Annotated in this window: 14 protein-coding genes and 2 pseudogenes; 6 read left to right on the forward strand and 10 right to left on the reverse strand. The window is 40.4% G+C overall.

The window, feature by feature from the left end; all coding sequences use genetic code 11:
- The 5 genes and pseudogenes from AC2JBO_RS31070 to AC2JBO_RS31090 all read right to left on the reverse strand — a co-directional run.
- Positions 1 to 1,806, reverse strand: a pseudogene (locus AC2JBO_RS31070) (TonB-dependent receptor); the annotation flags it as partial.
- A complete protein-coding gene (locus tag AC2JBO_RS31075) occupies positions 1,803 to 3,263 on the reverse strand; it encodes a hypothetical protein (RefSeq protein WP_496957491.1) in 1,461 nt (486 codons plus the stop codon). The gene AC2JBO_RS31075 and the pseudogene AC2JBO_RS31070, both read right to left, overlap by 4 nt.
- 109 nt (positions 3,264 to 3,372) lie before the next feature.
- Entirely contained in the window at positions 3,373 to 3,939 is a 567-nt protein-coding gene (locus AC2JBO_RS31080) for a hypothetical protein (RefSeq protein WP_496957492.1), read from the reverse strand.
- Between the two features lie 108 nt (positions 3,940 to 4,047).
- The gene (locus tag AC2JBO_RS31085; RefSeq protein WP_496957493.1) at positions 4,048 to 6,579 is read right to left on the reverse strand and encodes a DUF7925 domain-containing protein; all 2,532 of its coding nucleotides are present in this window, start codon (positions 6,577 to 6,579) and stop codon (positions 4,048 to 4,050) included.
- A gap of 608 nt (positions 6,580 to 7,187) precedes the next feature.
- A complete protein-coding gene (locus AC2JBO_RS31090) occupies positions 7,188 to 7,766 on the reverse strand; it encodes a single-stranded DNA-binding protein (RefSeq protein ID WP_496957494.1) in 579 nt (192 codons plus the stop codon).
- A gap of 535 nt (positions 7,767 to 8,301) precedes the next feature.
- On the opposite strand from AC2JBO_RS31090, the gene AC2JBO_RS31095 reads away from it, so the two are divergent.
- Positions 8,302 to 9,609 carry an ABC transporter ATP-binding protein gene (locus tag AC2JBO_RS31095; protein WP_496957495.1) on the forward strand — a complete coding sequence of 436 codons (1,308 nt, stop codon included), beginning with the start codon at positions 8,302 to 8,304 and terminating at the stop codon, positions 9,607 to 9,609.
- Positions 9,610 to 9,643: 34 nt separating this feature from the next.
- On the opposite strand, the gene AC2JBO_RS31100 is transcribed toward AC2JBO_RS31095, so the two are convergent.
- The 3 genes from AC2JBO_RS31100 to AC2JBO_RS31110 all read right to left on the reverse strand — a co-directional run bounded on the left by AC2JBO_RS31100 (position 9,644) and on the right by AC2JBO_RS31110 (position 13,054).
- Entirely contained in the window at positions 9,644 to 10,672 is a 1,029-nt protein-coding gene (locus tag AC2JBO_RS31100; protein WP_496957496.1) for a HEAT repeat domain-containing protein, read from the reverse strand.
- Positions 10,673 to 11,022: 350 nt separating this feature from the next.
- Positions 11,023 to 12,060: a glutathione S-transferase family protein gene (locus AC2JBO_RS31105; protein WP_496957497.1), complete on the reverse strand. Its 1,038-nt coding sequence runs from the start codon at positions 12,058 to 12,060 to the stop codon at positions 11,023 to 11,025.
- Between the two features lie 106 nt (positions 12,061 to 12,166).
- Positions 12,167 to 13,054 carry a helix-turn-helix transcriptional regulator gene (locus AC2JBO_RS31110; protein WP_496957498.1) on the reverse strand — a complete coding sequence of 296 codons (888 nt, stop codon included), beginning with the start codon at positions 13,052 to 13,054 and terminating at the stop codon, positions 12,167 to 12,169.
- Between the two features lie 130 nt (positions 13,055 to 13,184).
- Between AC2JBO_RS31110 and AC2JBO_RS31115 the strand changes: the two genes are divergently transcribed.
- From AC2JBO_RS31115 to AC2JBO_RS31125, 3 genes are read left to right on the forward strand one after another with little or no spacing between them, the layout of a single operon-like run.
- A complete protein-coding gene (locus AC2JBO_RS31115; RefSeq protein ID WP_496957499.1) occupies positions 13,185 to 13,622 on the forward strand; it encodes a DUF6640 family protein in 438 nt (145 codons plus the stop codon).
- 11 nt (positions 13,623 to 13,633) lie between these two features.
- The gene (locus AC2JBO_RS31120) at positions 13,634 to 14,425 is read left to right on the forward strand and encodes a nickel/cobalt transporter (RefSeq protein ID WP_496957500.1); all 792 of its coding nucleotides are present in this window, start codon (positions 13,634 to 13,636) and stop codon (positions 14,423 to 14,425) included.
- An 11-nt stretch (positions 14,426 to 14,436) separates the two neighbouring features.
- Positions 14,437 to 15,084 (forward strand): NADPH-dependent F420 reductase, encoded by a 648-nt coding sequence (locus AC2JBO_RS31125; RefSeq protein ID WP_496957501.1) that lies wholly within the window; start codon positions 14,437 to 14,439, stop codon positions 15,082 to 15,084.
- A 61-nt stretch (positions 15,085 to 15,145) separates the two neighbouring features.
- Here AC2JBO_RS31125 and mnmA read toward each other — a convergent pair whose 3' ends face one another.
- Positions 15,146 to 16,204 (reverse strand): tRNA 2-thiouridine(34) synthase MnmA, encoded by a 1,059-nt coding sequence (gene mnmA / locus AC2JBO_RS31130; protein WP_496957502.1) that lies wholly within the window; start codon positions 16,202 to 16,204, stop codon positions 15,146 to 15,148.
- 434 nt (positions 16,205 to 16,638) lie between these two features.
- Between mnmA and AC2JBO_RS31135 the strand changes: the two genes are divergently transcribed.
- Together AC2JBO_RS31135 and AC2JBO_RS31140 are read left to right on the forward strand one after the other, a co-directional pair.
- Positions 16,639 to 17,424, forward strand: a complete 786-nt coding sequence (locus tag AC2JBO_RS31135; protein ID WP_496957503.1) for a hypothetical protein — start codon at positions 16,639 to 16,641, stop codon at positions 17,422 to 17,424.
- A 73-nt stretch (positions 17,425 to 17,497) separates the two neighbouring features.
- Positions 17,498 to 19,060: an NAD(P)H-hydrate dehydratase gene (locus tag AC2JBO_RS31140; protein ID WP_496957504.1), complete on the forward strand. Its 1,563-nt coding sequence runs from the start codon at positions 17,498 to 17,500 to the stop codon at positions 19,058 to 19,060.
- Here AC2JBO_RS31140 and AC2JBO_RS31145 read toward each other — a convergent pair.
- Positions 19,010 to 19,228, reverse strand: a pseudogene (locus AC2JBO_RS31145) (hypothetical protein); the annotation flags it as partial. The gene AC2JBO_RS31140 and the pseudogene AC2JBO_RS31145 overlap by 51 nt on opposite strands.

Below are 19,228 nucleotides of genomic sequence, written 5' to 3' on the forward strand. Positions count from 1 at the left end.
TATTAAAGCATCTGCACCATATAACTCAAAGTCGCGCACACCTTGATTTTGATATAAATAAGTGGCACCTAACCAGCTTTCTTGATTTGGAGTACGGTTAAAATTGTAACGTAGTCTACCAGCATAGAGATTGCTGCTATTATTTTGATTCTCATATTCATAAGATACAACGATGCGACGTACTAATACTTGTCCAACTTGATCAACATCAGTTCGTAACAAAGGTTGACGGAACAATAAAGTACCACGGTCATAGTCAATTTCATAATCAGCATTGCGGTTTAATTGAGTACGCGCGATGACTGTACCTGGTCTATTAAGTTCTTCTAACTCAATAAAAACATTTTCACTACCACGTACTAATAAGCGACGTGACATAAAATAGAAACCGCTAGTACCATCGGGTGCTATCGTATCGCGTTGAAAACCCTGCAAATTATTACCATACATTGCTGTAGCTTGCAAGTTACCAAAATTATAATTTGCTTTGAACCCGTGTAACTGACGAGTAGTAGCAGTAAATTCCTGCGAACGAGTTGCAAATTCCGTAGTATTAAAATCACCCCACATAAACGAATCTACACCACCAAAACCACCAGGTGCAGTACGTTCAAACTTAGCGTAAAAGCTATCTAACGAAGGAGTTAAAACTTCCGAAGTGGAACTATCTCCATATACAGGATAATTCTGCTCACAAAACTGGTCATCTCTAAACAAACGAGTTGTATTATCGCAAGTTTGATTCAAAGGACGCGCGCTATTAAAGGCGCCAGTAAACAACCATCCTCCCACATCACCCGTAGCAAACACAGCCGAATTAACATCAAACTGAGTTTGATTATTCTTATCAGGGGGAATAAAATCGCGGAAATTCTTATAAAAATCAGTTCCTCGCTTACCCAAACGTAAATCAACAACACCCGTTACCATAGAAGAACGCAAATCAGTTTCAGTAACCAACTGCGTAAAAGTCTCAACATCACCTAACTTAGCTTGAATTCTAATAGTCTGTGCCTGTAAAGTCGAACGTAAATTAGCGCGAAACACACCCTGCTGTACTTTGACTTGAAAACCTGGCTGTTCAGAACTAGCATCTGGGTCAACAAACTCTCCAGCAGTTGCCTTTAAAGTTACCAACGCATCTTGATTTGATCTATTTCCATTACTATCAAGTAACTCACCTTCAACAGTAGCAGTAGAACGACCATTAGCAGGAATCCTAGTTTCTAAAGTTCGTAAACTAATTTGTTTTGGAGTCCCTCTTAAAACCACCTTCACCTCGGCAGTCTCAGCGACCACACCATTTACAACAGTTTGAGCAGTGATTGTATTTTCACCGTCTTTCAACCCAATCCCATACCAAATTTGTGTAACAGAATTAGTTTTATTATTAGTTTCAGTGCGACCAATCGACTTAGAATCAACTAATACCCCGTTAACACGTAACTCTACCTGCGACCCCTTGGTAAACTGCAACTTTACCGAAGTCGCAGGCACATCAATTACAGCATTCGGCGCGGGGTCAAGAATAGTTAGGGGAGTGGAAAGTGCTGAGTGCTGAGTGCTGAGTGAGGAGTTAGTAGAGACGCGATTAATCGCGTCTGTACGGAGTGAGGAGTTAGGAATTGTCTCTTTCTTTTCTTTTTTTTCTTCCTTTGTGTCCTTTGCGTCCTTTGCGGTTAAATCAAAAACAGTTTCAGCATCATTAACAGGCGCCACTTCAGCATATGCAGTTCTAGTAATTAACGCAATACTAATCAACTGCACACCAAACCAGAAAACAGGCTTAACAGATTTTAAACTCATGGCTGCATCTCCCCGTTCTTAACTGAATTTTCCTGTACAGGAACAACGCCAAAATTCATTCTTGCAAGTCCACCCGGTTCCAACCGCACCAAACGAGATTGACTTCTACGTTCCTTAAACTTGCGGTTACGCGCGATATCATACCCAGGCACACTAGTTAAATCCAACACACCAGTGCGGCTACCAGAAATCACATTAGCTACAGAAAATAGTCCATTTGCATCAGTAGTAATACGATTACCATCGTCTAAAATTACAACTGCATTTTTGATACCAGGTTCTCCCGTTTGCTGCTCTCCGTCAAAGTTTTTGTCGTAAAACACTCGACCAATCAGAGTACCGCAATCAGAAATAATTCCAGAACGAATTCTGAGACGATAACGGGAAGGACCATCGCGCAACAGTGCGTTATTATCATTACGACGCGCGCTTACACTAGCTAAATTTTCACCCGAACCACGCAAAGCATCAGGTGTGAGTTTTACCGCATAGGCAACTGTAACAGAACCTTCACTAGGTATTGATTCAGCAAGATTAAAAGTTAAATTAGAACCACTAGTCAAAGCATCAACGCTAATCGACCGACCATTCAACTCAGCGCGCGCAGATTTATTTATATAACCAAACCCAACAGGTAATACGTCAGCTATAGAAACTTCCTTTGCGGGAACAGTATTTAAATTCCTAATCAGCAAACGGTAAATAACAGTATCACCTGGTTCAGCAGCAGCTCTATCAGCGGTTTTAGTAATTTGTAGAGGTTGTGCGACACCTACACAAATAGGACGATCAAGTAAACTAATCGTCGAAAGTATCAAACCTGTTGTAGCAGCATCTTGAATTGGAACCGTAGTGTTAAAAGAATTTGGGTCGCCATCTTGACTAATACCCTTACCATCGAGTGCAGTAGCAGTATAAGAGACAGTCTTTGCAACATCATTACGTGCGGTAATGATAATTCTAATTTGCCGTTGACTATATCGTCTGGCGCCAGTGGGTGGATTTATGACTAAAATATAGCGTCTACCAACATCAAGCTGACCGTTGGTACGGTTGAGTAAGAAATTGAAACTTCCTTTTGGTTCATCATTAGCCAAAAAATAAGGATTATTATTTTGAATATTAGGAGGAAGACCAGTAAAACTAGTACCAGGGCCAGTTTGAGTTAGAGGAACAAGCGCACGTAAACTATCATCGGCGCCTGCTTCATATAGCCCAATACTAAAGCCCGTATAATCAGGTAGAACTTCGCCACCGCAACCGCGAATTCTACCAAACGGGTCAATAAGTTCTTGTTGAAGTTGATTACTTATACCTGATATAGAGTCACCATTAGGAGTTTTAAAAGTATAACTTGCAGTGTTTTGGATTTTGCCAGCTTGGGCAGAAGGAATAGTTAATAAATAAGTTATTAAAACTGCCGGAATTAATCGACGTTTATTTTTAAATAAATGCATATTAAATTATTTTGTATGCGGGAAAGCTTTTATATGCTTGTAATGGGTTGGTGCGTGAAAGCTATTTAATCTGTGATTTTATTGAAGATTGTAATAGCTTTCACACACCCTACCTCACTTTTGCAAGGTATGCAGCTTGTACAGAAGTATTTGGTGCCAGTTCTTTACTAAAGTTCCAACGCACATGAGTATAAGCTTCCGCAGGCGCCGGACGTTCTTCAACTCTGCCGTTATCTAAAGTCACCTTCACAGTTGGACTTGCTACAAATGTTTTACCTTGGTCAATACTATAAGTAATGGTGGCGCCTGACGCGGTTGCAGAATTAAGTGAATACACCATACCTTGTGCAACCTTCTGGGTAAAAGCTAAATTAGAAGCAGCTTTATTTCCTTCGTTTTTACCTGTCACCGTAAACCGTATTACATCTGCTGGTTTGACAAGAGTTTTTTCATCAAGCGTTTTCCAGGTAATAACCTCTTTACCCTCAGCATCTTTTTGTACTTGTTTTTGCTGTGCAACCAAATTCAAATTCACTTTTGGCTGACGCAAAATATTATCTGCAATTTCAGTACCTGCATTAACTAATTTTGCTATTGCTGGAGTGTTATCAATAGGTAACAGCGAAAGCGCTACTGCTACAATTCCAAATCCCGCAATGTACAAACGTTTGTTCATGTTTTTATCCTTTGAATTAAGTTATAAGTAGATACGTGATAGATAAAAAAGTAAGGAAGAATTTATACAGATATTTATCTGTTATTATTCTTCCCACTTTTTTCCGGATTATTTGATTTTGCGTTGAAAAATGAATGTGCCCTTAGCGCCAGGGTTTACAATAGCTTCAGTATATTCATATACTTGAATATCATTATCAACTACAGTAACGGTAGTTTTTGTCGCATCATTTGCGCTTCCCTTGGGTTGTGTGGGATATTGTGGGTCTACAGTAATACCAAACCATGTATTTGGTGCTGTGGCGCCGTCTTCTTTAATCTTCAAATCTTTAGCTGGTAGAATTACGTTGTCAGTTCCACCGCTCGAAGAAATATTCTCGTAAGTAATGCGGTACTCGATGATACGACCAACTTTTGCCGCAGCATCCAAAGTACTTGGGTCATTTGTAAATTTACCTTCCTCAGCAGGAGCAACTTGTGTTGTCCCATTTGCTTCTAATACGCGCGCTTCTTTAACCAAACTAAGGTAATTTGTGTACAAGCGGTCAATTGTCTTGTTACCAGGTTCACCATTAGGCGTACCATCATTATTAACATCAACAAATGCGTTAATTACCACAGGGAATGCTTTCAATTGTTCTACATCACCAGGTAGATCCACTGTCACAGAATAATTTGCATCACTACCAGCAGCAACTGTTATTTTGACCGGATTTCCAGTTGTAAGCTCAAATTTGCCATTGGTTCGGCTCAGAGTATATTCTGCCTCCTTAGTTGTATTGGTTGTTGGGTCAGTATAAGTAATTTTTACTTTTGTTTGGTCTGGTAAATCAGTTAAGTTAACAAATTCTGGTAGCAGTGAAATTTCTTGCGAACTATTACTAGTATTCTGTACAGTGTTGTTGAAGATGACTGGCGTTGTTTCCTGGTCTGTCAATTTAACACCAGGAGCTTTTCCAGCAGGTACGGCAATAGATTTATTGGTAAAGTCGTCGTTATTATCTGTTGGACCAACTGCCGCAGGTTTATCTTTTGGACCATTAAGCGGAGTTCCCGCAATTGTGTAAACAGTGTTTTCCCCACCTTTCTGTTTCGTACCAGTTCCTGAATCTTGTGGATCTTTACCAGCATTTGTATCACCATCAGGAGTGCCAAATGATTTCGGGTCAGTACCATCTATTTTTGGGTCTGCTTTTCCATTAGTAATACCACCGTCATCTCCGGATACACCATTTGTAGTACTTGAATCAGGGTTTCGACCAATCAAACCGTTATTATAAGTTTTGTCACCAGATTCATCGTAAACGATTTGAGTTGGTGTACCCGGTTTTGATTCCCCTGGTTGTGATTGACCAAAAACCTGAGCAATGTTAGCAACCTGTCCACCAGTGAAATTATTTTCTGGTGTAACCGTGAAACTAAAGCCAGTAATTGTATTACCAGTACTAGAATTTCCTTTGGATAATGGTGTAGGTTGTGCTAACGTACCAGTGTCATATATAAAACCAACGCGCGTTATCTTTCCAGATGGACGTGTTTTTAACCAGTTAGCTTTATGGGCATTGGTTGTCAAGGGGTCTATTGTATAAACTATTTGCCATCCAGGTGGTGCAGGGTTTACAGTACCAAGCTGCATTTTATCTGGAATCGCATCAGATATTAATACATAAGATTTGCTTGCATCCCCGTCTACGTTTATTGCAGTACCGTACAAGTCAGAATTTACAAATCCCGCTTCCGCTGGTGATGGGTTTTCTACTCGCATTGCCAACCCGTAAGTCAGAACGTCATCTGCAAAAGAGTTGGCATTGGCGCCTGACTCGTACTTAGATACTGATTTTAAAACAGTTGCAAAAGCCTGTAAGCGTGAGCCAACTTTAATTTCAGCACTCGTTGCCATTGCTTCAACTACACCATTACTAGGCGCGGTTGCGTTTGTTTCACCACCTACACCATTATTATTATCTTTGGTGTAAACATCATTTGGGTTGTCCGTGCGAGTAACGTTTTGACCATCTGCTGGGTTGGTATTACCCAAAGAAACTTTTAACGTGTCATTAGAAACAGCTATGTTACCGTTAACCTTTATTGGTACACGAACTTTAATTGTTCCAGTGGCACCAGTACCAGGATATGGAACAATGGAACCGTTGTTAGGGTTTGTTACGTCCGTGCCTAACAAGTCACCTGTAAAACCACCATTAGTTTTATCAACATTTACTGGTGTGATTGGATTACCATTAACCTCTATAATTTGAATATCTCCATTCTGTTCAAACGCTCCAGCTTTGTTGGAAGTAAGCGTTGCAGTCCCAGGAATGAAAAACTGTGTTCTGTCATTACCTGTGTTGGAAATAACAAAATCAACGTAGAGTGTGTCATTACTGTTTGGAGATAGGTTGCTAGGTTGTTGAGGAGTAACGGTAATACCTGCAACTTCAGCAACGTTAATTACAACTTCATTCGATGTAGTATTATATGATTTACCTTCATCATCTTTAAAAGTTGCTGTCGCAGTGTTCTTAATTTCTTGCCCTGCTGCTGTATCTGCTAGTGCAGGTGTTATCATTCCTAAACTACTGCTTACAGCAAGAGTAGCCGCTAAAAGTTGTTTAAAATGTTGATTCTTACGTGGTTTCATGTTCAGAACAGCCTATAATTAATAAAAAATGCAATGCGAAATCGAGGCTGATGTTGTGCAACTAGCCAAACTTGGAATTTATTATCTTGGATAATGAACTCAGTTATTTTTGATAATTATTGTCCGGATTTCATTTACTAAGGATTGATATATAAAGTAGAAGCCTATGTATCATTGTTCTCTTTATAAATAGCGTTTGTCATCAGCATTTTCTGGGATAAAGGAAGTAGAAACGCGCTTGTTATAACGTTTCTACCCTAAAATAGGGGTTAACTTACATGAATTCAGGTCATAAAAGCATACACTCTCTATACTTTGACTATTTTTTCAGTATAGGTAGGTGCTTGTGACAAAGTTGTGACAAGATGACACGTAGGGTGCGTGACGCTACAAATAAATTTCAGCGTCGTAGCAAGACTTGTAGCGTCACGCACCAACTACAAATAAATTTCAGCGTCGTAGCAAGACTTGTAGCGTCACGCACCAACTATAAATGTAACTCACAAATATATAGATTTCCATAACACATAAAAATAGAGACCGAATATATTCAGTCTCTATAATCAAAATTTTAATTAAAATTTTATAAGTGACTATAATCAAGCCTGTTAGAATGGAATGTCATCTTCGTCAGTATCCGGTTCTTGTTGCGCTGGATAAGTGCTTGGCTCATAATTCTTAGCAGCCGACTGTGTTGCGTATTGCTTAGGTTCTTCTTCTTTAACTCCAACATTGCTTTTCTTTGTCGCAGGAGTTTTGGCTGGCGCCTCATCATAATTTGAAGCATTACTCGCGGCAGTTTGACGATTCGAGTTATTACTATTTGCTTGATTATTGGTTGTTGCAGATGTTCTTTCCACTGTAGGAGTTGACGTTAAAGGCGCCGAACCGCTAAGTGAGTGTATTTTTTGCAACGTTAACTCTGCGCGTTTTTCCTTAAATCCTTCGGGACGGTCAATGGTATTCATTCCCAAACGTCCCTCCAAAAGCACACGGTCACCTTGATGATAATTTTGGTGTACTTCTTTGGCTAAGTCTCTCCAAGACACTACACGTAACATCGATGGTGGGTCATCAGGTCTTGAACCAGGAAACTGCACCATCATTTCTGATATTTCTAAACCGTCCTGTGTATGACGCAGTTGAGGTTCACTGATGATTTCTGCCATTAAGATAAAGTTGTTCATGTTTTTCCCTTTGGTAAAAAGCTTGTTGGCGCCTCCTGAATAATCCCCATCACCTAAATATGTATAGAGATATAGAGACTTTTGAACTGACTACTCGTAATATAAACTTAAAGAATCATTTGATATATTGGCAATCTGCGCTCATTAATCGGTCAATACCCACAGCACATATTGTTGAAGTTAAATTTATTTGTAATAATTCTTAATCAACTCCATATTTGTTATGCTTGGCATCATCGTACTGTTTTAGCATAAAAGTCAAACAACATTCGCGTGACTTGTATCTATTTATTAGCTACTCTACTTTTCAGAGGCGCCTTCAGGTTATGAATCATTTGACTAGTAAATACATTAGTATTATAGCATAAAAAAAGCGAGGATGAAAAATAAATAACGATAAAGCTATTTTTTAACTATTCTTCATAGTGCTGTTACATGTATGATGGGCGCACTCATTATTATTTTTATTTGACGTTGGTCGTTATAAGCAGTTAATGTCCAAGCTCACGATACCCAATAATCATTACTATAAGCCGTGGCACAAGTTATTTTAGAAAACGTTTACAAAAGTTTCCCCCACCGTACAGGGGAGGCAGAAGCCAGAGACAAAAATAATATAAATAAGGATGATGCTGCACGTTCGGAGGGTGTAAGCGTCTTGCGACGGATAAACTTAACGATAGCAGACGGTGAGTTTATGGTGTTGGTGGGACCTTCGGGTTGTGGCAAAAGTACGCTTCTACGCTTGATAGCTGGTCTTGAAGCTATGACAGGTGGGAATATTTCGGTAGGTGACAAACTTGTTAACGAACTTCCCCCCAAAGAGCGTGACATCGCGATGGTGTTTCAAAGTTATGCGCTTTACCCGCATATGACAGTTTACGATAACATCGCCTTTGGATTACGGCGCCGCGAGTTGGGTAATTTAGGTGACGGAAAAACTAACTCCAGCCTTATAGAAAATTTCCTTGTTAGTGCCACAAAAAAATTACCCAAAGGACTAAGGTATCTTTCAGAGAAGGAAAAATCGATTGACCAGCAGGTAAAATATGTAGCACAATTATTGCAAATCGAAGCATTGTTAAAAAGATTACCCAAGCAGTTATCTGGGGGACAAAGACAGCGAGTTGCGTTAGGACGAGCAATAGCGCGTAACCCGCAGGTGTTTTTAATGGATGAACCGTTATCGAACTTAGACGCAAAATTACGTGCAGAAACCCGCGCGCAAATCGTCAAATTACAGCGTCAACTTGGAACAACAACTATTTACGTCACCCACGACCAAACCGAAGCGATGACAATGGGTGATAGAATAGCCATATTAAACCAGGGACAACTCCAACAAGTGGCGCCTCCCTTAGAACTTTACAACCGTCCCGCAAATCGTTTCGTTGCCGAGTTTATTGGTTCACCTCCAATGAACTTTATTTCCGTCAAGTTTCAAGCACCGCAAATCATTACAAACGGTGACTTCCGCATGACCCTATCAGAAATTTGGGGCGCCGCATTACAAAAATACGATGGAAAAACGGTAATATTAGGAATACGACCCGAACATTTAATATTAAGTGTACCTGCAACAAAAAACTTACCCGTACAAGTTGATTTAGTCGAGAACTTAGGTAACGACACTTATCTATCAACTCAACTAATTATACCTGGGTTTCAACGACAATCTTTCTTTGATACATCATTACAAGTCAGAATCCCACCCGACCGTATAGTAAAAATGGGCGAACAAATATGGTTATCATTAACACCAGATAAATTACACTTCTTCGACCCAGAAACCGAAATCGCAATATATCCCAAAACATCCCCAACACTACCGTTTGAAAAATAACATACTCTTGTGGAATGGGCATCCTTGCCCGTTCCTAAAATGAACCCCACTTAACTTCTGGTTGCTCTCTCCTAGCAGTTTTAATTACTTTGTACCCTTTACTTTGTGCCCAATCATAAGCAGCTTTTTCCAAAGTAGGTTCGCCACAATTAAGATAAGTTAAAGCAAGATTCTTATTACCCTGCTCCTTCAGCACATTCACTAACGTTTCCGTTGTATCTTTACCACCAATACCAATAAAAGAATAAAGCGCAAAATCGATACTCCTTGGGTTATTTGATGCCAAATCTTTGAGTAAAACACTTTTCGTCATTTCCCAACTATTACGCAACTCATTTCCTTTTCTTATAGCTATCAAAAAATGTATTTTATCCGCTTCCGATACTGGTTGCCAATTAAGTTTTTCTAAAGCTAAACCAACCATTGGGCTAGATGCTAAATCAGTTAAATTTTTAGTTAATGGCTCAATAGCTTTTGGGTCTCCAATATCATATAAAACGCTTGCAGCATTGGTTCTCATTCTTGCGTCAGGCTCTTTTAAAGCAGCCAACATCGGTTCTAGCGCTGGTTTTCCAATTGCACCCAAAGCAGCAACCGCATTCGCATCATCCTTTTTAAAGTCAACTAATAACTGATTAATAATCTTAGGATTGGCGCCTGCAATATCCTTTAATCCTGTTTTTGTAGCAGTTGCAATTGTACGATGAGGGTGTTTAATATTAGCCACTAAAGCTTTAACAGCGCGCGTATCTTTTAATTTTCCTAGTGCAAGCGCTGCCGCAGCATGAGTTTTAATTTCGGCAGAAGATGCAGAAGAGTTAATAGGTGTATTTAATAGAGTAATTAAAGGTTCAACGGCTTGCTTATCTCCTAAATTTCCTAGTGCTTCGGCTGCTTGGTCTGTGCCAAACGTTGGAGGCTTTTTTATATAATTATCAATCAGTCCTTGCACATTTTTTTTGGCAGCTAAACGCTGAACTTGAGAATCTTTTACCTTGTCTAGGTTACAGGCGCCTAGAGTTAAGGTTAATAAGCTAACTATAATGATGTAGTGCTTACCCATAATCAATTTACTTGTTTTGATAGATAAAATGCTGTATTCTGATATTTTCGTTGATAGCTAAATTAAATTGTTGAGTTAAATTCAGGTTCTTAAAATTACATCTGAAGTATGCAATTGAGTTAAATTCAGGTAAATTCAGATATTAGTTATTTTTTACCGGACTATTAGTAGTCTGTGTCATTAATTTTGATGAGTTACTACAGATTTTAATCCCCCCTAGCCCCCCTTAATAAGGGGAGTTGGGGGGATTTAATTTTTCAACACGCCAAAACTTTTGATATAAAGTAATAATTACAATGTGAACCACGGTTCACATTTTTAATTTTGAGATGCTGAATATCTATGCTACGTTATTTTTGGCGGTTATGTGGTTCCAATAAATTTGTGATATCCGGACCAGAGGGAATTATCCCACCTGGGTTGAGAGGAAATAAGTTACCATAATAATCGCGCTTAACACTTTCTACATCACAAGTCTCAGCAACTCCTGGTATTTGATACAAGTCGCGTAAATAGGCACCTAAGTTGTGATAATCTTGAATACGGCGCCGATTACACTTAAACAAACCGTAATAAACCGCGTCGAATCTAAATAAAGTTGTAAACAAGCGGACATCAGCAAGTGTTACAGTATCTCCACACAGATAACGAGTTTTTTCTAACGCTGCATCAATTTCATCTAGGGTTGTAAACAATTCGTTACAAGCTTGTTCGTATGCTTCTTGTGTCTGAGCAAACCCACAACGATACACACCATTATTTACAGCATGATAAATTTTATCATTCCAAGTGTCTATGAAAGCGCGTAGTTCAACAGGATATAAATCAAGCTCTGAATTTACGGCAAACTCGTTAAACTGCGAGTTTAATATGACGATAATTTCTGCACTCTCATTGTTAACTATTGTTTTTGTTTGGGAGTCCCATAAAATTGGAACAGTACTGCGTCCTTTGTAACCGGGTTGTGCCAAGTTATATAATTCTGGTACAGTTTGGCAACCTTCTTCTTCTTCGTTAAAAACCCAAGCTCCTGTATCTCCATTAGGTGAAACAATTGATACTGATATAGCTGACTCTAATCCTTTGATTGCGCGCGTAACTATTGTACGGTGTGCCCAAGGACATCCTAAACCAACGTATAATTTATATCGTCCAGCTTCGGGTTTATACTTGCTGTCATTACTTACCGTATCTCGAAACTGACTTTCTGGTCGAACATATGCACCAAACTTACTACGTGGCGCCAGTTGTGACATCATTATATGCCACATCGTTGACCAAACAAATTTACCAAAGCGAATAATAAACCCACTGGGTAGAGATTTTCCTTTCTTGGGTCGTGGAGTTGCTGTTGTAACTGGGTTTGCTGGAGAAATAGTTTTAGTCATAGTGTTACATCTGTATTAAATAAAGATAAAGCATTGATATTTATCTATACAATTGACTCAATTTTGGGAAATATAAATCAGGAAATGAATTAGCAACTTTTCCTCTTTAGATTACTTGTCGAAATTTATAAGGTGTGACCCCAGATGATTTACGAAAGTTAGTTGTCAAATGAGCTTGACTGGAAAAACCTAGTTCAGATGCAATTTCTTTTAGTGATTTTTGGCTGGTTTTAAGTAATACTTTCGCTTTCTCAATTCTTTGATACATCACATACTTATGCACAGACATCCCAACAATTTGATTAAAAACCGTACTCAAGTGGCTCACACTGATGTTGCAAGCTTGGGCAATTGCGGCTAGGCGTAGTGAACTATTCAAGTGAGTATTAATAAAATCAATCGCATCATGAACATATTTCTGATCGGGTTGAGATAATTTGATACTAGATATATAACTTTGGGTTGAATAAGCAGTGATTAAATTGGCAACCAGTGCTTGAGTTAAGATATCAACGTAGAGCATCCCATTCGGAAAATTAGCTTTTAATTCATGTAGAAGTGCCGTTGATAGACTAGAAATAACGGGTGCAGCAACTCCATTTAACTCCATTAATGAGATGGAATCACTATCACCCTTGAGCAAATCCTTGCTAACCTCCTTCAACAGGTAGGGTGAAATAAATAAGTTAAGCGCATCATAGTCAGTCAACCAACGCCATTTCTGGGAATGACCTAGTGGTGCGATCGCCACATCTCCTCGACGAAAGGTTATCGGTTTTGAGCGCTTGCTATTTAAATTTTCACACTTGATGCTGGGAGCCATAGTCACTAGCAAGAAATGCTCATCTAAAGCAGGCATGTAAATCTCATTCGGTGGAAGAAAATGCTGATGTAAAACAATGTCTCTCCACCCTGATGTTTCACTGGTTTCAAGGGGAGCAAAGGGAATCTCACGGAGGAAACTCTGCCGAGATTTTAAAGTTGAGTCAGACATTTGGCTGATGATGCTGTAAGTTTTTATAAAAAACTCTATGATAAAGCCCGTGTTTTTGAAATACAGGGATGTCATTTAAGTATAAGCTTTGTTTTTAGAGATAATCGCAGGGTGGGTAAATTAGTTGCGTATGAGAAAAATTGGTCGTATTTTGCTCTCTGTAGTGTTGGTAAGCACGGCAGTTGTTTCGGTTGCGGTTGACTGGAACACAACTCACCTTTTTAATCCTGAATGGCATCCGCACGCTAGGTTCCATGATGCTGTGATGCTGTGGCTATTAAGCGGCTGCTGCATTATGGCGCTTTGGTTGCTATGGCGCCGTTCAGCAGAACCTACTATTGCCGTAACTGTGGCAACGTTGGTACCCATCATTTTTTGGTCGCCCTTCTTTTTTGTAACGACAGTAATACCCGGAATGAGCTTACAGGCAGACTTGAAGGAAACTGTCCCGCAGTTAGCAGGCATCCCGATCTACCCAAATGTTGCTGTCGCAACAATTAGCGTTATTTTGGCATTGATTGGCTACGGACTATATAATGCTTCCAACTCAGGAGACAGCGAAGCATGAGGCAAGCCATTATGATTTCACTTTTTGCGGGACTATTTACCTTGCTCCCCAGTCAAGTAGCCCTAGCTCATCCAGGACATGGTGTTCTAATCCAAAATCTTGCCCAAACAACCCTCTCACCCAGTCTGATGCGAACTGGGATGGGTGTGGCATTTATCGCCGGAGCTGGACATGCCATGACTCCTGGACATGGCAAAACTATGGTGGCAGCTTACCTCGTAGGCTCGCAAGGAACGCCACAACAAGCAATTTTGCTGGGCTTGATCACAACGTTTACCCACACGATCAGTGTTTTTGGGCTAGGTATTTTAGTTTTACTGTTATCTCAATATGTGTTACCAGAACAAATGTATTTTTTACTGAGTTTGTTAAGTGGATTAATGGTGTGTGGTGTTGGCTTTACATTGCTAGATCGGCATCTGGAGCATTTGTCCGACCATTACCATTCTCATACTCATGACCACGAACATACTCACTCTCATTTTATTCCTCAGTCTCAAACAAACTTGCCATCGCTTCTAACATTAGGAGTTGTGGGTGGTTTAGTTCCTTGCCCCTCAGCACTTGTGTTATTGCTAAGTGCGATCGCACTCCATCACACGACTTATGGTCTAATGTTGGTCAGTGCCTTCAGTTTTGGGCTGGCAGTTGTATTAACTACAACTGGACTTGCCGTCGTTTATGCCCATCAATGGCTGGGTGATTTACCGTTGCTCCAACCTTTACAGCGATATGTGCCGATTGTGAGTGCGATTGCTGTGATTGTAACGGGAACCGTTTTAACTGCTTGCGCTGTAATTTAGAGTCAAAAAATATGAACATTGGTGTTATTGGTTCTGGCAAAATGGGCAGTGGATTGGGCAAAATCTGGGCAAAAGCCGGACATCAAGTAATATTTTCCTATTCTAGAGATGAAAATAAGCTTCGCCAACTTGCCGCGTCCGCAGGGGAAACCGCAAAAGTTGCGACACCTGAAGTTGCCGTCGCAGAAAGCGATGTAATCTTGCTGGCAGTGTGGGCGCCTGCTTTAGAAGAAGTGTTCCGTAGTGCAGGTTCTCTAGACGGAAAGATTATCATCACCTGCGTTAGTGCCTTGCAACCCGACTTTACAGGTCAAACAATTGGCTTGGCAACCGATCTAAAAATTTCAGTTGCTGAAACGATTCAACAACTGGCGCCGAAAGCAAAGGTGGTGGAAGCGTTTAATACGACTTTTGCCGAAATTATTGCTTCAGACTCCAGACAGTTCGGCGATGATCATCCCAGCATCTTCTACTGCGGGGATGATGCCGACACCAAAGCAACCATTGCAAATTTGATTGAGGAGTCGGGGTACGAAGCGGTAGATGCGGGGAAACTAATAGTTGCCCGCTCTTTAGAAACACTAGCAACTGCGTGGGTGCAGTTTGCTGTCGCCAGTCAGCTATTCCCGAATCTTGGACTCAAAGCGTTACGAAGGTAGTACTTTTAACAAACTTAGATAGTGTTCACCACCAGACAAAAAAGCAGTGATTATACCTTAATTACGATGGGAACTGTTCGATTATTCCACCACCCAGAACTTTTTCTCCGTTGTAGCAGACTGCTGCTTGTCCTGGTGTAATACTAAATTGAGGTTCGTCAAATACAATTTTGGCGCGCGCTCCTTCTAATGGTATTACTGTAACAGTTACAGGCGCCGAGCGATATCTCACTTGCACTTCTGCACGGATGGGGGTTGATGGTTCTGCTATTGATACCCAGTTAACACTATGGACTGTACATTCCGGTTTTGTGGCTTTGGTTCTATCACCCACAACTACACGGTTATTAACTGCGTCTATAGAAATAACATACAGTGGTTCGGCGGCAGCAATACCTAAACCTTTACGTTGTCCTATTGTGTAGTGGTGTGTACCGTCATGTTTGCCCAGTACTTTACCGTCGATGTCTACTATATCCCCTTCTTTCGGCGCCAGATATTTATCTAGGAACGCGCGCATTGAACCGTTGCTTTCGACTAAACACAAATCTTGACTTTCGGGTTTGTCGGCAGTTTCAAGTTCGTGTTCTGCGGCAATGCGACGAGTATCGGTTTTTTGTAACTCACCTAATGGGAAAATAACCGATGCGAGAATATCTTGCGCTAGGTCATAGAGAAAATATGTTTGGTCTTTGTTTCTATCTAACGCGCGTAAAAGTTCGTAACGCGCAGTATCTGGGTTAAACTGAATGCGCGCGTAATGTCCGGTGGCTATTGTGTCACAGTCTAAATTTTCTTTCGAGTAGTTGAGCATTGGACCAAATTTCACAGTTTTATTACACTGCGAACAAGGCAACGGTGTGATACCCGCGCTGTAACCAGTTACCAAAAAGTCAACAATATATGTCTGAAAAACGTCACGAATATCGACGACGTGATGAGCAACCCCTAGCTGCTCACAAATTTTTGCCGCATCAAGCATACCCTCAGAGCAACATTGACCTTTCCCTTTCATTAGCCAAAGGGTAAGACCAATCACTTCATAACCCTGATTATGTAGAATAGCGGCGGCAGTAGAACTGTCAACGCCGCCAGAAAGACCAACGACGACTTTTTTCATTAATTTAACGTTTGTCTTGCTAGGCTACCAATTTTAAACTAACACTAAATATATGGGAAAAGGCGAAAACGTTCTGTGGAGACCGAATTAATTCGGTCTCCACTGTGTCTATATGGTATTTTTTTTTACTTAATATACTTAAAAAATAGTGTTATACATTTAACCAGCACATACATTTGCTACAACTGATTGGCAACGGATGATGAACGGATGTAACGGATGGTTAATTTTAATTAGTAGGGTGCGTGACGCTAGCAAAATTTTAAAACGAAGCTCAGTACTGGTAGCGTCACGCACCCTACTTTTGTTTGTAACCAATAAATCATATCATCCTTTACATCTGTTGTATCCGTTGCAAACAACCCGTCAAATTTAATGAGATAGACCATTAGTCATCGACAAATAAAAACTCAAGCCAAAACAATAAATTGCTTATGTTAAGTGCATTACCAAATCAATTGAAATTTAATCAGGCGCCAGTCTTAGAACAGAGCAAGTTACAACTGGTTGTGTTGTCTTTACTCTCCCTAGTTGTATCAACACCAGCAACAGCTCAACCTTATACTCCCCCTGTTAATAATTTATATAACGAAGCCGATCAAAGCTACGAATTTACAGCTCCACAACCACCGTACAACCAAGGGGCGCCCATACCTCAGTATAATCAACAGTACAATCAGGCATTTGAACGTTATTCAGTCGTAGTAGACGCAGGCGGGTATAATAACGGACAGCTTTTGCCAGTGGTAAGACAAGTAGAGCCAACAGCTTACATTCGTAACTTTGGAGGACGTTCAGTAATTCAAGCGGGAGTATTTAACCGACAGCAAAACGCAGCACAAAGAGTACAGCAGCTATTTAATTTAGGCTTAGGCTATAGTAATGTTCGTGTACTTAATAGTGGTGGACAAGAAATTTCTCTGACTCCTGGTGGAGGTGGCAGCATTGGTGGAGGTAACGGAGGTACTGTTAGCCAAAACAATTCTAGCAATTACTATGTAGTTATCCCTTCCCGTCCCGAAGACTTTCCCCAAGTCGAACAAAGAGTATGGCGCAGTTTAGGACAATATGTAAATTATATTCGGGTTGAGCGTCGTAACCAACCGCGCGGCACCCACATTGCAGTGGGACCATTTACCGAACGTGGTCTAGCTGAACAATGGAACGCTGTACTCAAAAATGCGGGACTAGGAAACGCAAGAGTCTATTACGGAAGATAGAGATTTTCAGATTTTGGATTCTAGATTTTTGATTTTGGATTAATCTAAAATCTAAAGTCTGAAATTATTTTAGATGGATAGGCAAGAGTACATATCGCAAATAATTGTCACCGCAGCGCAAATGCATGACATCGAAGCGCGTATTTTTACAGCGGGAATGCCTGTAGCAGCATTGATGGAAAAAGTCGCAGGACTTATTACCAGTAAAATAGAAGCAACGTGTGACAACAAAAATCATATTGGTGTCCTTGTTGGCCCTGGTCATAATGGGGGTGATGCGCTGGTTGTCGCGCGTGAGTTGTTTTTGCACGGTTACAAAATAAGTGTGTATTGTCCGTTTGAAAAGCTGAAGGAGCTAACTTCTCAGCATTTTCAGTATGTAAAAAGCTTAGGCATCAAAATTTATCAGTCTATAGATGGTTTACAAAACTGTGATTTATTGATAGACGGTCTATTTGGTTTTGGGTTGGAACGTAATTTAACTGACCCTGTAGCTTCTGCTATTAACGCTCTTAACGAATGGTCAATACCAATTATTAGTATTGATATACCATCTGGATTGCATACTGATACAGGGGAAGTGTTAGGAACTGCGATACGCGCGAAGCATACGTTGTGTTTAGGGTTGTGGAAACTAGGTTTATTGCAAGACAGAGCTTTAGAGTATGTAGGAACTTCTGAATTAATAGACTTTGATATTCCGCGCGCTGACGTTGAGACCGTCTTATCCAATACAAATATTCATCGCATAACTAGATATACAGCCCTTTCCACAATACCTTTACCGCGTCTGGCTGTTACTCACAAGTATAAAGAAGGACATTTACTAGTAATATGTGGCTCACATCGGTATGCGGGAGGAGCAATATTAACAGGGTTAGGCGCCCGTGCGAGTGGTGTGGGAATGTTATCTATGGCAGTACCAGAATATTTAAAGCCGTTGTTAGTAGCACAGTTACCCGAAGCGCTAATAATAGGATGTCCAGAAACAGAAACAGGCACCATTGCTGAATTAAAACTTCCAGCCAACACAAACTTAGACTCATTTAGCACCATCGCCATTGGTCCAGGTATCACAACCGAAGCGGTGCCGATAGTGAAGCAAGTATTAGAAAGTACCGACCCATTAGTAATAGATGCTGATGGTTTAAATATATTAGCAACAATGGGAGCAGTAGAAACACTACAAAAAAGACAGGCACCTACAGTACTTACACCACATACTGGAGAATTCAAACGTTTATTTCCCGACATACCCGACGCACAAAACAACCGAGTTGAAGCAGTTCAAACAGCCGCAAAACAAAGTGGTGCCATAATCTTATTAAAAGGCGCGCGTACTGCCATCGCCAATCCACAAGGTAACATTTGGATAAACCCCGAAAGTACACCAGCACTAGCGCGCGGAGGTAGTGGTGACGTATTAACAGGACTACTAGCTGGTTTATTAGCACAAGGAATAAATAAATCAACACCCATCGAACAAACTGTAGCGACAGCAGCATGGTGGCACGCTCAAGCAGGAATAATAGGTGCCCAAGAACGCACCGAACTAGGAGTAGACGCACATACCCTAACCCAATATTTACACCTTGTAATAAGTAGCTCGTTGTATAGCGGTTCGTGCGTCACATGAGAACAGATTCAAATAATACATTTCTTGTGGAGCGGGCATCCCTGCCCGCCCTTGTGTATGCAAAGAATCTTTTAAAAGTTCATCTGCACTTTTTTCTCTACCGACCTCTGAAAAAGACTTAACACCATGTACCAAATGATTTCTATTAAATTTAATTGCTAATAAATC

It is taken from the genome of Calothrix sp. CBUCES-K 9914 (assembly GCF_059640475.1).

Coding starts and splice junctions, on each gene's coding strand:
- AC2JBO_RS31075 (WP_496957491.1), bottom strand. CDS start 3,263: ATGCATTTATTTAAAAATAAACGTCGATTAATTCCGGCAGTTTTAATA.
- AC2JBO_RS31080 (WP_496957492.1), bottom strand. CDS start 3,939: ATGAACAAACGTTTGTACATTGCGGGATTTGGAATTGTAGCAGTAGCG.
- AC2JBO_RS31085 (WP_496957493.1), bottom strand. CDS start 6,579: ATGAAACCACGTAAGAATCAACATTTTAAACAACTTTTAGCGGCTACT.
- AC2JBO_RS31090 (WP_496957494.1), bottom strand. CDS start 7,766: ATGAACAACTTTATCTTAATGGCAGAAATCATCAGTGAACCTCAACTG.
- AC2JBO_RS31100 (WP_496957496.1), bottom strand. CDS start 10,672: ATGGGTAAGCACTACATCATTATAGTTAGCTTATTAACCTTAACTCTA.
- AC2JBO_RS31105 (WP_496957497.1), bottom strand. CDS start 12,060: ATGACTAAAACTATTTCTCCAGCAAACCCAGTTACAACAGCAACTCCA.
- AC2JBO_RS31110 (WP_496957498.1), bottom strand. CDS start 13,054: ATGTCTGACTCAACTTTAAAATCTCGGCAGAGTTTCCTCCGTGAGATT.
- AC2JBO_RS31115 (WP_496957499.1), top strand. CDS start 13,185: ATGAGAAAAATTGGTCGTATTTTGCTCTCTGTAGTGTTGGTAAGCACG.
- AC2JBO_RS31120 (WP_496957500.1), top strand. CDS start 13,634: ATGATTTCACTTTTTGCGGGACTATTTACCTTGCTCCCCAGTCAAGTA.
- AC2JBO_RS31125 (WP_496957501.1), top strand. CDS start 14,437: ATGAACATTGGTGTTATTGGTTCTGGCAAAATGGGCAGTGGATTGGGC.
- mnmA (WP_496957502.1), bottom strand. CDS start 16,204: ATGAAAAAAGTCGTCGTTGGTCTTTCTGGCGGCGTTGACAGTTCTACT.
- AC2JBO_RS31135 (WP_496957503.1), top strand. CDS start 16,639: ATGTTAAGTGCATTACCAAATCAATTGAAATTTAATCAGGCGCCAGTC.
- AC2JBO_RS31140 (WP_496957504.1), top strand. CDS start 17,498: ATGGATAGGCAAGAGTACATATCGCAAATAATTGTCACCGCAGCGCAA.